The following is a 15,092-nucleotide window of genomic DNA, read 5'->3' on the forward strand; positions in this document are numbered from 1 at the left end:
ATCTCTCCCTTTACTATTTTATTTTAATAAAAATCCTGTCGGAAACGGATCTGTAGAGTCTAATAGAAACGTCTGCATTCCTGTAATAAATCCTCTACTTTCAAATCGGAAAATGTAGCCTAGTTCTTCTTTCTTCACTTGTTCCACTGTTATAAAGCTATTAAAAATACTTTCATTTTTAAAAGGTTTATCCGCTATATAATCATTTTTAAATAATGTATGAACATAAGATACAATAGTAGAAACAAAACCAGGCGAACGTACGATAAAGTTATCTTCATGAAATGTAATCGACTTTATATGGTTCTTTTCTGTTTGCATAGATTCTACTAAAATAAGTCTTTTTATTAATGACTGTTTTTGTATAGCTTGAAGTGTAACTTCACCCCATTTTTTTAATTTAGAGATGTTTTCAATGCTGATTTCTGGTGAATATGCATCCTTTTCTACAACTGCATATACTTTATCTGCCTGTATAAGGGAGTAACTTATATTACCAATTTGTAAATTTTTCTCAATCATATAACATAATTTACTTTCAAATGAAACAGATACAACTTCATCATTCTCTACATACGCATGGACTGAAAATATGCCAGATAACGTTTCAATTTTGTATTGATTCGTATCTCTCTTTTTTAAATAACCGCTTTCTAGTAACATCGTAATGACTGCGACAATGCCTCCATAATGAAGAGGGATGGAACCTTCATGATTAAAAAATAATACAGCTGCATCGACTTCCGCATGAATAGAAGGAACGACGATACATCCATTTAAACCGATAAAACCACGTGGTTCATTTAATAAAAGCTTCATTTCTTCTGCTAATTCCCCTGAAAATTGTTCATTTAAATGTTCTAAACTGTAGTAATATTTGCATGGTACATCTTTTATTACACGAAATGCTTCACCATTTACATGTACGTCTACTGCTGTATACATTTTTTGAATGTTCATTTTACATCCTCCGTTTCATGTTCCATCGGCGGAATTAGCAAAAAGCCTTCTTTAAGTGGATCCATTTCATTGTAAAAAAATCTATGCATTCCCATAAGCCAAGCTGAACCTGTAATTTTTGTTACGACAGCTTCAATGTTTTCAACATTTGTCGTATTTATGACGTACCCTTTAAATAGAGAGCCAACGATACTCTCGTGAATAAACTCTTCATTAATCTCGATTTTTTGATTAGCGTATAATACCGCTAATTTCGCTGACGTTCCTGTACCACATGGAGAACGATCAATGCCTCCTGGTGGAACGACAACTGTATTTTTTACATGCGCACTTTCATGGGTAGGACTTGTATAAAATTCAACATGAGTTAATCCTCTAATAAACGAATACTCCGGATGAACGATTTCAAATTTCTCATTTATGATATTTCTAATATGAATTGCCTTATCGATGATTGTAGATGCGTTTTCTGGTACTAACTCTAAATCTACTGATTTCGCATCAATAATGGCATAAAAATTCCCTCCATACGCAATATCGGCCTCTACAGTTCCAATTCCTTCGACTTGTACAGTGATATGTTTCAGTAAAAAAGCTGGTATGTTACAGAAGGAAACTTCTTTTGCTTTTCCATCTTGAACAAAGATATCCACTTCAACTAAGCCGGCTGGCGTGTCTAACTTTAACGAAGTAATCGGTTCAACTACCGGAATTAAGCCTGATTCAATTAAAGCTGTACATACACCAATTGTATCGTGACCACACATCGGTAAATATCCACCAGTTTCTATGTAAATAACACCAATATCTGCTTCAGGATGACATGGATCTGTTAATAGTGCTCCTGACATTACATCATGACCACGCGGTTCATTCATTAACAATTTGCGAATCCAGTCATACTCCTTTTTCATATGTAGCATCTTCTCTGCCATCGTCTCTCCAATTAACTTTGGAAGTCCGCTTATCAATGTCCTCGTTGGATTCCCGCCCGTATGTGTATCAATCGTCGTAAAGACTCTTTGTGACCTCATCCGTTTAACACCCTTTCTGTAAAACGACTCAAACGAAGTGGTTCAATAGGAATGATTGTTTCTTTTTCATTTAATAACTCTTCAATTACTTTTCCAGTAACCGCTGCAAGGCTAATGCCATCCCCTTCATGCCCCGCTGCTATAAAGTAGTTCGGGATATGTTCCACACGTGAAATGATTGGCAAATGATCTTCTGTCCACGGGCGTAATCCAGCATATGAACGAATCACCATCATATCCGCCATTTTCGGATAAAAACGAATTGCTCTGTTTGCAATACATTTAATAACCTCGTTGTTTATCTTCGTATGAAAACCTACAAACTCTCTACTACTACCAATTAAAAAATTTTGGCTTTCTGTCGGTTCAAATACAAGAGCTACCCCATATTTCTCAGTTAAAGCATCCACTTTTCGTTTTCCGCCAAATTTAGAAATTAAATAACCAAATTCCATTACTTTACGGCAACCAACGTGTTGTTGCCTTGAAGCTACAATAATATGCCCTTTTCTCGGTTCAATTGGGATATTTACATCCAACATTTCTCCGATTTTCGGAGCCCACACACCAGCTGCGTTCACCACTTGCTTCGCAGTAAACGTCCCGTTAGTCGTTTCTACAATAAAGAAACCGTCTATATCTCTTTTCATTTCTTTTACTTCCGTATGATTAAAAGCTTTCGTACCAAACTTCTTCGATTCTGCAAGAAGTGAAAAAGCAAGGAGATATGGATTTACAGTCGAATCCGTTGCGCATTCTAACCCGCCTAATAAATCGTCCGCAAAAAATGGCGATTCCTCTCTTATATCTTGCCTATCAAGCATTCGGAACGGTAAACCAGCTTCTTTTTGACGATTCACCCATTGCTGCGCTGCTTCCATTTCTTCGTCTGACTCACATACGAGAATACTTCCTGGCGCCCTATATTCAAATGAGTGCTCTAACTCTTCACTTAAATCAGTAACTAATTTTTGACTTACTAACGACATTTGACTATCAAATCCTGGGTCTTTATCAATAGCCAAAATATTCCCGTCACACCGTGAAGACGTCCCACTGACAAATTCTCCTTTTTCAATGATTGTTACGTCTCTTCCGTATTTTGATGTGTAATAAGCGATAGAACAACCTATAATACCACCACCTATTATTAAAACGTCACAGTGCCTCACGTAGCACCCCTCCCTTCTTTTTCATCTCTCACTTTCTTTTATGCAATTGACGTGCCAACTGTACATATATACACTTTTTATAAATAATATTTTTATTTGTAAAAATATTTTAAATTTATCGTAAATAGGTGTATTATTTTTTTATCACTGTCAAAATTTTTATACATAATAGGAGGACAATATGGCATTCTCATTTCCTACAATAAAAGAATTTCTAAAAACTTTATCAATTGATTATACATACAGCTTGCAACATACCCAGCAAGTTAACGAAAAGTATTATTACCGCCCTTCTACTACAGAAGAATATAATTGTGCAGTAATATATGAAGATGACTCATTCACCGCTTTAATTGACGCATTCTCCAATGAAATAGTCGTTATCATAATGAACGAAAATAAAGAACCTATATGCTGTATAACGACTCAGCAAATCATTCCGTTTCTAGTTAAGTCGTACTATGAACTACAATCTTTCTATAACACCGTAATACAAACAACTGATTCTTCTGTTACAGTCATCGATGATAAAGAATGTGTTCGTACTTGGACAGACGGCGCCGAAAAGATTTTTTCAGTCAACCATACTGAAATTATTGGACAACCTATCACTCGTTTTTTTGACTATAAAGATTTAGAAATTTTGCAATCATTACATGACGGAAAAAGCATAATCGCTCAGTTCCATCAGCCACGTCCAGATTTGTTCGTATTAATAAATTCAAATCCAGTGTATTGTAACGATGAAATTATAGGAGCGGTCGTTTCAGAAACAGATGTTACAAATCAAGTTGCTTTAAACGAAAAACTATTCAATATGTCACATGAAATGCACCGATTAGAACAAGAAGTCGCAAAATATAAAGATGAATCAGATCCATTCCTTGCAATGAATGGAAAGAGCCCTGTTATACAAAGAACAATCCAATTAGCTAGAAAGGTTTGTTCAGTGAAATCAACTGTTTTAATACTCGGAGAAAGTGGAGTTGGAAAAGAAGTTTTTGCAAAAGCGATACATGAAGCTAGTGAGGCAGCTAAGGCACCTTTCATTTCAATTAACTGCGGCGCCATTCCAGAAGCGTTATTTGAAAGTGAATTATTCGGGTATGAACGTGGGGCGTTTTCTGGTGCAAGTAGTAAAGGCAAAAAGGGTAAAATAGAGCTCGCGCAAGGTGGTACATTATTTTTAGATGAAATAGGAGAAATGCCGCTCGATATGCAAGTAAAGCTTTTACGTGTACTACAAGAACGAAAATATTACCGAGTTGGCGGAGAAAAAGAAATTAATATTGACTTCCGTATTATCGCTGCTACAAACCGTGATTTACAAGAAGAAATGAGAAAAGGCACGTTCCGAGAAGATTTATACTACCGCCTAAATGTAGTTAGCTTGCATATTCCACCGCTGCGCGAAAGACGCGAAGATATTATTGAATTAACCTACTCTTTCTTAAACGATTTTTCAATTAACTATAACAGACCAATTCGTGACTTACCTTCAAGCATTATGCATGAACTGCTTCATTACAATTGGCCAGGTAATATTCGCGAGCTTCGTAACGTTGTTGAAAGGCTTGTCGTATTTGCGACTGACGGTATTATAAAACAAGAATATTTACCATTTCATACAAATGAAACGTTAGACAATTATACGGCTCATTCCCTATTACTCAGCAACAATCATACAATCCTCTCTTTACAAGAAGAGATGGATGAACATGAGAAAAAAGTAATCGAGAGAGCATTACGTATTTTGAATGGGAATAAATTAGAATGCGCGAAACAGCTTGGTGTTACGAGGGCTACTTTATATAATCGTTTAAAAAAACTTGGGTTACAATAACCATTTCCTCCTTTATATTGGCATAGTTTTTGCATGATAATTTGTGCAAACCGAACTAGAGGAGGAATTCATATGACGAATAAAGATCACTTAATTGTTTGTCGATGTGAAGAAGTTACATTCGGTCAACTTCAATCGACAATTGCTGAATATAAATGCTCGGCAAGAGAATTAAAACTAAGAACACGTGCTGGCATGGGATTTTGCGGTGGCCGCACATGTAGAATGATGATAGATCGAATGATTGAAAGTGCAAACCCTGGCGTAACTACTAATGAAATCCCATTAAAATATCAACCACCTGTGCGAGCAGTTACCTTTGGAGCGGTAGGTGAAAATCAATGAATAGAATTACACATCATCCTATTTTAGGGAGTTTAAATAGTAGTAAGCGCATCACTTTCCAATTTAACGGACAACAATATGAAGCATATGAACATGAAACGATTGCGGCTGCTTTACTTGCAAACGGTATAAGAACTTTAAGAGTGCATGAAGATAGTGGAGCGCCACGAGGTATTTACTGTAATATTGGACATTGTTCTGAATGCCGCGTCACAGTAAACAATCAAACGAACGTACGAGCATGCTTAACTGTTGTTGAAAAAGATATGGTAGTTGATAGCGGCAAACAGCATCCCAATATCGTCAGAGAGATGGTGAAAAAGCGATGAACGATGTCATTATTATCGGAGCTGGACCAGCAGGTTTATCGGCCTCCATCTCTTGTGCTCGTTTTGGACTAAATGTACTTGTTATTGATGAATTTATGAAGCCTGGCGGAAGGTTACTCGGACAATTACATCAAGAACCTACTGGAGAATGGTGGAACGGAATAGAAGAATCAAAACGCCTTCACGAAGAAGCAAAATCACTTTCAGTTGATATTCGATGTGGTATTTCCGTCTATAATTTAGATAAAGATGAAAGTTCTTGGTACGTACATACGAATATCGGTACGTTAGAAGCACCGTTCATTTTACTTGCTACTGGTGCTGCTGAGTACTCTATTCCCCTTCCTGGTTGGACACTTCCAGGAGTTATGTCAATCGGAGCAGCCCAAGTAATGACAAATGTACATCGCGTTCAAGTTGGGCGAAAAGGAATAATTATTGGTGCTAACATTTTGTCATTCGCTATTTTAAATGAATTACAATTAGCAGGAATTAAAGTGGAACATATCGTACTTCCTGAAAAAAGTGAATTAAGTCAAAAGGCTGGTGAACCAGAAGAAGTTTTAAACTCTCTATTACATGCTGCACACCTTGCCCCCTCACCTTTATTACGTTTAGGTAGTCGATTGATGAAATATAATTGGGCAAAACAAGCTGGATTAAACTTCTATCCAAATAACGGTATGAAAATAAATGGCACACCACTTCACCTTCGAAAAGCAGCCCTAGAAATTATCGGTACAGAGCAAGTTGAAGGTGTACGCGTTGCTAATATCGATACGAAAGGAAACATAATAACTGGATCGGAACAAATATATGAAGCAGACTTCGTTTGTATTGCAGGTGGCTTATACCCTCTCGCTGAGCTTGCTGCTGTAGCTGGCTGTCCTTTCCGTTACATTCCGGAATTAGGCGGACATGTTCCACTGCATTCCGAAACGATGGAAACCCCTCTTTCCGGTTTATTTGTTGCCGGTAATATAACTGGCATTGAAAGCGGGAAAATCGCAATGGCACAAGGAACTGTTGCTGGATATTCAATCGTAAAACAAGCAAATACAAAATCTCATTCGGTTGAAAAACACTTGCAACAAGCGATCCAACATGTACATACCGTGCGACAGCAAGCTGCCATTCAATTTAACCAGGGTGTTGAGGTCGGTAGACGGAAAATGAATGAAATTTGGCGTGATTATTCCCTGGCATATGCACATACTAAAAAGAGCTGCTGAGATTACTCTCAACAGCTCTTTTTTCTACTCTTCTGAGTTATTAAATTTCGCTAATGCGTAAATGCCTTCTTCATCGTCTAATTCAAGTTGTAATCTTGCTGCGAATGAATTGACATTATATTCTCTGTCAAGCAATAAGCGTAGTGCTTCGATTAAGTTCGCTTGAATTAAAATTTGTTTGCGGCCATTTACCTCTACTTCAGCAGAGAAACCGTAGTCATCGTCATACATTAGTTCAACAAAAACTTCTTCTGGACCAACTTGTCTTTTTTCAGCGATATATACGCAAAGCGCATTGATAAGTTCTTGTTCAGAAATTTTTATTGTTTCCATGCTACTTCATCTTCCTTTTTCTTACGTTGATCTTTGAAGTATTTAAATGCACGAACTGCTAACATTACGATACCAGCCATTACTAACATATTTACCATAAACGCTAATACAGAACCAAGAGCTCCCATATTTGCAAATAAGCTACCCATTAGTAAACCACCAAGACCACCTAGTAATAAACCTTTCATAAAGCTTCCTTTATTACTTTTTGGTGCTGTGTTTGTTGCTTTTGTTTTTGAATCTGTTGTTGTTTTTTGTGAATTCACGTTACTATCTTTTTTGTTCAAATCAACTTTTGACTTTTGACCAGAACTTGGTGTGTATGATTTTTTACCAGATTTGTAACTCTTCGCTGCTGCGTGATCTACAAACATGAAGCTACTAGCTCCAAAGATAACCATGAATGCTGTCATGACTGCTACAAGTTTTTTCAACATATTATATCCATTCTCCTTTTATATAGATATATGTGAAATCTACCTTTCTAGTAAATTCAGAATGATAGATTTGTTTTTAAAAACATTTTAAAGGTTCTTATGAACTTATTATATGAACTTTTGTCGAAATATGCAAGTATTATTTACTTACGACAGTTTGGTGACAAAGGAAAAATTAAGCAAAACAGAATTGACTTTAAATGCAACAAAACATATTATAGGTTCATAAGAACTTTTTATTATTTTTGGAGGTGAAAAGATGGAAACATTTCATCTCACACGAAACGAAATGGCTACCCTTCTTCTATCATTAAGAGGATGGAATACGAAAAAGCCTCTCGGTATTTTACAAGAAGCGTGGGCAAAGTCACATAAAAAAGATATTGAAAGCGGACAAAGCGTAACTGCTTTTATTACTACCGCACTTTCACCTATTTTTGAAAAACTGATTAAAATTGATGATACAGACGTCGGTTTTTCATTAAATGAAATAGTTGCGCTTGGAAATCAAATCGAAAATACAAGTTTCTCAGTAACGGCCATGCAAAACTGGGTAAAACGAGATATTAAAGAAATGATTGGCTCCCCTCAAAAAGGGAAAAAATATTCAATTGAACAAGCAGCCTTACTATTCATTGTCGAAGATTTAAAAACAGCACTTGATTTTGAATCCATTCGTAAGCTATTACGCCTTATCGTAAATGACCCAGCCGATCGAAGTGATGACTTAATCAATCCTGTTCATTTATATGGAGCATACTCTTCTCTATTTGAAGAACTCAATCAAGGGAACTGCTTACAACTAAATGCAACAGATACAATCCATACAATTGAAAACATCGTAAAAGAAAGAGCTGACAAAATTGCAAGCAAGTTCGATCAAATTAATAACGAGCAACGTGAAGCGATTCGTAACGCGATTATTATTGCCACATTATCTGTCCATACGGCTTATGTACAAATGTTAGCAAAACGTTACGTAACAGCAACTTTATTTTTACAAAATTTAGATGTGAAACCGTAAAAATAGGAGCAGAAATGCTTCTATTTTTTTATAACGAAAACAAGCATCAACCTGTTACATACTTAGAACAGGTTAATGCTTGTTTCTCTAGGTATTAATTATAAAAAACCATAATCGCCTATTATTAATTCAAAAATGATCATTTCATTCTATTATATTTCGAACAAGTTTTCTCGATAAATTTAATTCCTTCATCTTTGTAACTCTTTATTAATTTCGATTTGAGCTTTTGAGCTATTAGCAAAACTTAACCAACCCTGTCTTACATTACTAATGTTTTCAGTTACCAAAAGTTCAACTATATCCAGATGTGAAATATTCGTTATTATCGATTTATTTATACCATTAACTTTAGCACCTGACATATACTTAGCAATCTCAGGGTTCAATGCGAAAGCAAAATCAATTACAGTAGCACCTTGCGGTAAGTTTACGGAATCTAACTTAGGAGTAAATGCAACAATATTATCTTGGAATAGTTCATATGATACTAAATCATAAAATTCAATCGCATCTTGAGTTACTAGATCATTTGTCTTAATAAAATGATCCATCAATTTATGAATTATATTTTGCATCTCCTTATCAGTTATACTTTTTGTAAGTACATGAAATACTCCTTTATCTCGTATCTCCTGATTTATTTTTGTTTCAATACATATCACTATTTCATGGTTATTGATCACCACTTTAGTCTTTAAGTATTTGTTTAATACATCACTTTCAATTGCTATATTATCTTCAAATTGACATGGAATTGGTTGGTATAGTTGATGTATAACTCCTAATATTTTATAACAGTCTAAATTATTTGAGGCCGTGATAATTATTTTTGACACTGCTGTAATGTCTTGAATATCTTGGAGACGAGAATAAGCTGTATAAATAGGGCTTACTTCATAGTTAACTTCAAATATTAAAGATGGATTTAGAAAATTATTTATATCTTGCATGATATTTTGAGACAATCCCTCTAATAACTTAACATAATTTTGTAAAAGAATTTTCATTCCCTTATATTTAGAAGGGTTAAGATAATAAAAACCTAAATCTTCTAACTCGTGTTGAATATGTAATATCCCTAGTCTTTTACAAATCGGAGCGAAAATTTTGAGTGTTTCATTTGCGTAAGGAACTTGTTTTTTTACAGCTTTCACCTGTAAAGTTCTCATGTTATGTAGACGATCTATCACTTTTATAATAGCTACTCGTATATCTCCTTGCGTAGCTAATAATAACTTCTTTAAATTTATTGCTTCATACTCTTCTTTATTAGGGATTTGTTTTTTATCAATTTTAGTTAATCCTTCTACAATATCTGCAACTTTTTTACCGAATATATCACGTATATAGTCAATTGTATAATCTGTATCCTCCACCACATCATGTAGTAATGCTGCAACTAAAGTTATAATATCTGCCTTACAATCTAACAAAATTTCTGTAACTGCAAATGGATGAGTAATATACGGCTCACCGGAAACGCGGAATTGTCCTTCATGTGCTTTCTCGGAAACTAATATAGCTTTTTTTAATTGTTCTACTTCTTCTTTATGTAGATATGAGGCCTTTTCTAATAATACTTTTTTCATATTTTCACCTTCATCATGTTAATTTTCTATAAAAATTTTATTAACATTATAATTCGTTATTTGAAAGTGAAGTACCTGTCTAGGTGATAAGAGAATTTTTATGTTTTTATTCTCCTTGAATTATTTTTATATTTTTGAACCTATAAGCCAACCCTTGAAATACTTTTTCTTTTATCAATCGAATCATATCATTATCCCAAATAGAAAATAGTCCATAAATTTGATTCTTATTTTGTAAACATTACTCTTCTCACTTTGTAAATTAAAAGCCCATAACATTATCATTTATTTATGAGAAATTTTTAATAATCTTTTCATTATCTCTTCATGAAAACCGGGCTTATATCCTTTACTATAATACGTATGAGAGACATAAAAGAATTGAAATAGCAATCCCCTATATAAATAAGGTATAATCTACATATAGTGAACCTTTTATATTGTTAAGTAAAGGGGCATATATTCAAAAATCCATAAATTAGAAGGTGCAACAATGTTAAGTAGTTTTATTCACTCAGTATTAACGTTTTTTGAAGGTTTAGGTTATTGGGGCATTATGCTTGGACTTATGATTGAGATTATTCCAAGTGAAATTGTCCTTGCTTATGCAGGTTACTTAGTATTTAACGGTAGTATCTCATTTGTAGGCGCAGTTGTATTTGGGACAATTGGTGGTGTTATTGCGCAAATCTTTATTTATTGGCTTGGACGATACGGTGGACGACCTATATTAGAACGTTATGGAAAATATATTTTCATTCATAAAAAACAAATAGATGCAGCTGAAGATTGGTTTAATCGTTACGGAACTGGCGTAATTTTTACAGCACGCTTTATTCCAGTAGTACGCCATGCAATTTCAATTCCTGCTGGTATTACAAAAATGTCATTCCTGCGTTTCACTACATTAACAGCACTAGCAATCATCCCTTGGTCTATCATTTTCATTTACTTAGGTGAAAAACTAGGTGAGAATTGGGAGAATATTAACGATGTTGCTGGACCGTATGTGAAATCGTTCGCAATAGGTGGCGTCATACTCATTCTTTTATACTTCGTCATTAAAAAATGGACAAAAAAACGTAAAAATCTTGCTTAAAATAATAAAAACCGCTAAAAATTCATTTCGAATGTTAGCGGTTTTTTTATTAAAATTGATTAATCTTTAAAAATGACAAGAAAGTCCTTCAGTTTAACATTTACATGGATAAGCAACCTTTCACTCATCCATTTCGTATATTATCTCAAAAAGGAGTGATTTCCCTATGCATTGGCAACAAAAAATACAATACTTAATCGGACGCCCTATCGGCATTTCCTTCATGAACGGCCAAGGAACTTCTGGTGTATTATGTTCAGCACATGATGGTCAATTATATGTGTATGAATACCTTTATCAAGCGCAGTTCGCAATGAAGCATTATGATTTTAGACAAATTCAAGATATACATGCCTTTCCGAATTGCCCACATCAAAATACTCTATACTAAAAAAGGAACAGCTTATAGCCGTTCCTTCTTCTCCACTCTTATTTTTCAGTATAAAAGTTTTGCACTGCTTCATCAAAGTAAATCCAGCCTTTCCAACCTAAATGAATTGTATCTTTTAAGAAATACTTATCATATTCATGGCCAGAGAAATCAACTACTGGATATCCTGCTTTCTCAACTTGCTCTCGGACTTTTTTATAATATACTTCACGGCGTTCTTTTGGGAAGCCAGCGTAATCATACCACGGTCCGTTTACAGGTACAGAAATAAAGAGTGGTTTGACATTTTTCTCTTTAAAAATATTTAAAACAATTTGTAAATCATCATATTCTGGTGATTCTTCATACGATTCATTTGCTCTAAAGTTTTTTAAACCTTTTAATTTTTTCTTTAAATTATGTTTATAGTAATACGGATTTTCAATTCCGAATGTGTTTGTAGTAGATTCCGTTTTCCCTTCTTCCTCTGCATGTTTACGTGCATCTACCCAAGAAATCGAACGTAATCCCATATTTGTTTTTTCTTTCATCGGTTCAATCTTAAATAAGGAGTTAAATAAATCCCTATGATCTAAAATATTTCGATGCATATAAGCAAGTGGTTTGACTAAACCTGCTTTTATGTTATGTTTCGTATCGTTATATACAATTCCTTCTAAAGAATTTTTTAATATATCATCTTTTTGAACAACTTTATAGTCTAATAGTCGTTTCGCAATTTGCTTCTTCATTTGAGCATTTATTTCATCATTAAAAATAAAATGATATGCTTGTTGTTTGGAGAAATTGTTTGTGAAATCCCCCTGTGATACCCCAGTCTTTGTAAACCATTGTGGCGATAAAACAAAGACTACTTTTTTACCTTCTAACTCATCCATTGTAGACGTCATATTTAATATATGAGCTAAACTTTGCGTACCGCCAATCCCCATTAAATATGGTGTAAAACCTGCCGGATTTACTTTAAAATAATTAGATGGGTGATATGCATCCATTCGTAAAAATTCAGATGAACCATACATCGGTAAATACTGCGAATTCTCTAACATTTTTTGCTGTAAGAAAACACTTTGTAATTTTTCTTTTTGTAAGGAAGTTGCCGCATCTTCTACCTTCTTATCACTAATAAGTGATACTAAACTTTTTGATGGAATGAGTATGATAATGAAAAAAAGCACACACGCTAAAATTATCGGGCCAAAAGCATGCTTCATTTTCATCGTCTCTTCCTCTTTCTATCGCTATTAAATTGTAACCCTTGTTTTTGACACGCCATCATTTCTCTCCTTTTTCTCTATACATGTTCCATTCTATTTATCTATTATATACATGTATGTATTTCTTTTCTTGTTCTATTAAGTCCTATACAAATAGCGCAAGAAAATGTTTCCATAGAAACACGTTAATTATACAAGATTCTACATGAATTTCACACTGGAATTTATGTAATAATTTTATTTTTAAGCAGTGAAAAAACATATAAAATGTCTATAATCTCTTAGATGATGTATTAAATATAAAATAAGCTACGTCGAAAACAAGCAACATCATTTCACTCCATACCCTGTTCACAGACTGGTAAATCATACTAGAAACTATATATCTAACTTTAAATAAGAAAAACAGACTATCACACATGTGAGGTCTGTTTTTCCATACTTTTATTTTTGTACATCTGCCCATTTTAAACTTGTAGCTGGACCGAATTGATGTACATATAAATCTTTTACATATGGCTTTTGTAAGTATGATAACCCGCGCTGGAATACTGGTGCTATTACTGCGTCATCCAATAATATTTTCTCAGCATCTTGCATTGCTTTCCAACGAGCTTTTTCATCATTACCTAATTCTGTTTTAATCTTCTTAATTAATGCGTCATATTCTGGATTTGCATACTCTGTATTGTTTACACTGCTTCCAGAAAGGAATACTTCTAAATAAGTCATTGGATCTGGATAATCCGGTAACCAACGTGATAATGACATTTCATATTCTTTCTTCTTCTCTAACGCCAGTTTTTGCGTATGTGGTTGTAATTTTACATTTACTTTTAAGCCTGGTAAGTTTTTCTCTAGCTCTTCTTTAATGTATTCTCCTACTTTTTTGAAGTTTTCTAAGTCATAGTTTAATAACTCAAGCGTTACTTCATTTGTACCTGTCTCTTGCTTCGCCTTTTCCCAATATTCTTTCGCCTGTTTTACATCTGTCTTATTAAACTCACCAGCCGTACTTCTAAAGTCTTTTTTATCTGGACCTTTTAAAAATCCTTTTGGCACGTAATAGTTTGCAGCTACCGAACCATCATTTAAAAATGAAGTCGCAAGCCCTTTCTTATCAAACACTGTACTTAGCGCAAGCCTTGCATTTTTATTTTTAAGAATCGGTACATTTTCGTTGAATCGGAAGAAGTACATAACCGGATCTGTATACTGTTTTAGTTCTTTATTATTTTTATATTTATCTACGAATTCTGTTGAAATGACAGCTCTATCAACTTTATCTGTTTCATATAAATTTACCGCGGTTGAAATTTCTTTAACGATTTGATAATTTACTTCATCAAGCTTCACTTCTTTTTTATCCCAATACTTATCGTTTTTCTTCATTGTAAAACTCGCTTCATGCTTCCAATCAGATAATGTAAACGGCCCATTATATACCGCTTTATTTGCTTCTAATCCGTATTTATCACCTTGTTCTTTCGCATATTTTTCATTAATTGGATAGAAAGATGGTAAAATAAGTAGTTTCGTAAAATACGGTACAGGATGTTCTAACTCTACTACGAACGTTTTATCATCCTTCGCTTTCACTCCTAATTCCTCTAGCCCTAGTTGTTTCTTATTTATTTTCTCCGCATTTTTCACATCGTACGCAATGTATGCATATTGAGAAGCTGTATCCGGATTAATAAGCTGCTTCCAAGCGTATACGTAATCTTGTGCTGTTACTGGATCTCCGTTAGACCATTTCGCATCACGCAAGTGGAATGTATAAGTTTTTCCATCTTGACTCACTTCATATTTTTGTGCTCCAGCCTCAATCAGTTCATCATTTTTCGATAAACGGAATAATCCTTCCATTACGTTATTCAAAACGTTAAACGATACCGCATCTGTTACTTTCCCTGAATTTAACGACGGAATTTCACCCGTTTCTAGTAACTGTAATACTTTCTTCTCATCTTTCGGCTTTGTCGTTGTTTTTTCTTTTGCGCAGCCAACTAAAAATGAAGAAACTAAGAGAGTACTAACTAATGAGTAACGAACAACTTTTTTCATTTGAAAACCCCCTTTAT

The 15,092-nt window shown here is 34.3% G+C and carries 15 protein-coding genes; 7 read left to right on the forward strand and 8 right to left on the reverse strand.

The window, feature by feature from the left end; all coding sequences use genetic code 11:
- Positions 1 to 18: 18 nt before the first annotated feature.
- The 3 genes from ACHZK0_RS13520 to ACHZK0_RS13530 are packed head-to-tail and all read right to left on the reverse strand — an operon-like array spanning position 19 to position 3,166.
- On the reverse strand, positions 19 to 960 hold the full coding sequence (locus tag ACHZK0_RS13520; protein ID WP_270343958.1) for a proline racemase family protein: 942 nt from the start codon (positions 958 to 960) through the stop codon (positions 19 to 21).
- On the reverse strand, positions 957 to 1,994 hold the full coding sequence (locus ACHZK0_RS13525; RefSeq protein WP_270343957.1) for a proline racemase family protein: 1,038 nt from the start codon (positions 1,992 to 1,994) through the stop codon (positions 957 to 959). Before ACHZK0_RS13525 ends, ACHZK0_RS13520 begins: the two co-directional genes overlap by 4 nt.
- A complete protein-coding gene (locus ACHZK0_RS13530; RefSeq protein WP_262742911.1) occupies positions 1,991 to 3,166 on the reverse strand; it encodes an NAD(P)/FAD-dependent oxidoreductase in 1,176 nt (391 codons plus the stop codon). Before ACHZK0_RS13530 ends, ACHZK0_RS13525 begins: the two co-directional genes overlap by 4 nt.
- Positions 3,167 to 3,347: 181 nt before the next feature.
- Here ACHZK0_RS13530 and ACHZK0_RS13535 point away from each other — a divergent pair, with 181 nt between their 5' ends.
- The 4 genes from ACHZK0_RS13535 to ACHZK0_RS13550 all read left to right on the forward strand — a co-directional run bounded on the left by ACHZK0_RS13535 (position 3,348) and on the right by ACHZK0_RS13550 (position 6,915).
- A complete protein-coding gene (locus ACHZK0_RS13535) occupies positions 3,348 to 5,009 on the forward strand; it encodes a sigma-54 interaction domain-containing protein (RefSeq protein WP_262742912.1) in 1,662 nt (553 codons plus the stop codon).
- Positions 5,010 to 5,081: 72 nt separating this feature from the next.
- Positions 5,082 to 5,354 (forward strand): (2Fe-2S)-binding protein, encoded by a 273-nt coding sequence (locus ACHZK0_RS13540; RefSeq protein ID WP_395760481.1) that lies wholly within the window; start codon positions 5,082 to 5,084, stop codon positions 5,352 to 5,354.
- The gene (locus tag ACHZK0_RS13545; protein ID WP_063259929.1) at positions 5,351 to 5,683 is read left to right on the forward strand and encodes a (2Fe-2S)-binding protein; all 333 of its coding nucleotides are present in this window, start codon (positions 5,351 to 5,353) and stop codon (positions 5,681 to 5,683) included. Before ACHZK0_RS13540 ends, ACHZK0_RS13545 begins: the two co-directional genes overlap by 4 nt.
- A complete protein-coding gene (locus ACHZK0_RS13550) occupies positions 5,680 to 6,915 on the forward strand; it encodes an NAD(P)/FAD-dependent oxidoreductase (protein ID WP_395760482.1) in 1,236 nt (411 codons plus the stop codon). Before ACHZK0_RS13545 ends, ACHZK0_RS13550 begins: the two co-directional genes overlap by 4 nt.
- Positions 6,916 to 6,939: 24 nt before the next feature.
- Here the strand turns inward: ACHZK0_RS13550 and ACHZK0_RS13555 are convergent, their stop codons facing one another.
- A complete protein-coding gene (locus ACHZK0_RS13555; RefSeq protein ID WP_088029977.1) occupies positions 6,940 to 7,248 on the reverse strand; it encodes a YxcD family protein in 309 nt (102 codons plus the stop codon).
- Positions 7,236 to 7,685, reverse strand: coding sequence for a hypothetical protein (locus ACHZK0_RS13560; protein ID WP_000914486.1), 450 nt, complete (start codon positions 7,683 to 7,685; stop codon positions 7,236 to 7,238). Before ACHZK0_RS13560 ends, ACHZK0_RS13555 begins: the two co-directional genes overlap by 13 nt.
- 259 nt (positions 7,686 to 7,944) lie before the next feature.
- On the opposite strand from ACHZK0_RS13560, the gene ACHZK0_RS13565 reads away from it, so the two are divergent.
- A complete protein-coding gene (locus tag ACHZK0_RS13565; protein ID WP_061679710.1) occupies positions 7,945 to 8,709 on the forward strand; it encodes a DUF1836 domain-containing protein in 765 nt (254 codons plus the stop codon).
- Positions 8,710 to 8,900: 191 nt separating this feature from the next.
- Here the strand turns inward: ACHZK0_RS13565 and ACHZK0_RS13570 are convergent, their stop codons facing one another.
- Entirely contained in the window at positions 8,901 to 10,301 is a 1,401-nt protein-coding gene (locus ACHZK0_RS13570; protein WP_395760483.1) for an HD domain-containing protein, read from the reverse strand.
- A 493-nt stretch (positions 10,302 to 10,794) separates the two neighbouring features.
- Between ACHZK0_RS13570 and ACHZK0_RS13575 the strand changes: the two genes are divergently transcribed.
- Entirely contained in the window at positions 10,795 to 11,400 is a 606-nt protein-coding gene (locus ACHZK0_RS13575; RefSeq protein WP_132132476.1) for a DedA family protein, read from the forward strand.
- Between the two features lie 166 nt (positions 11,401 to 11,566).
- Entirely contained in the window at positions 11,567 to 11,791 is a 225-nt protein-coding gene (locus tag ACHZK0_RS13580; protein WP_061679707.1) for a hypothetical protein, read from the forward strand.
- A gap of 38 nt (positions 11,792 to 11,829) precedes the next feature.
- Here the strand turns inward: ACHZK0_RS13580 and dltD are convergent, their stop codons facing one another.
- Complete coding sequence (dltD, locus tag ACHZK0_RS13585) at positions 11,830 to 13,011, reverse strand: D-alanyl-lipoteichoic acid biosynthesis protein DltD (RefSeq protein ID WP_395760484.1); 1,182 nt, start codon at positions 13,009 to 13,011, stop codon at positions 11,830 to 11,832.
- A gap of 441 nt (positions 13,012 to 13,452) precedes the next feature.
- The gene (locus ACHZK0_RS13590) at positions 13,453 to 15,075 is read right to left on the reverse strand and encodes a peptide ABC transporter substrate-binding protein (RefSeq protein WP_395760485.1); all 1,623 of its coding nucleotides are present in this window, start codon (positions 15,073 to 15,075) and stop codon (positions 13,453 to 13,455) included.
- Positions 15,076 to 15,092: the final 17 nt, after the last annotated feature.

It is taken from the genome of Bacillus sp. 3G2, from assembly GCF_044324725.1.
Classification (GTDB): Bacteria; Bacillota; Bacilli; order Bacillales; family Bacillaceae_G; genus Bacillus_A; species Bacillus_A mobilis.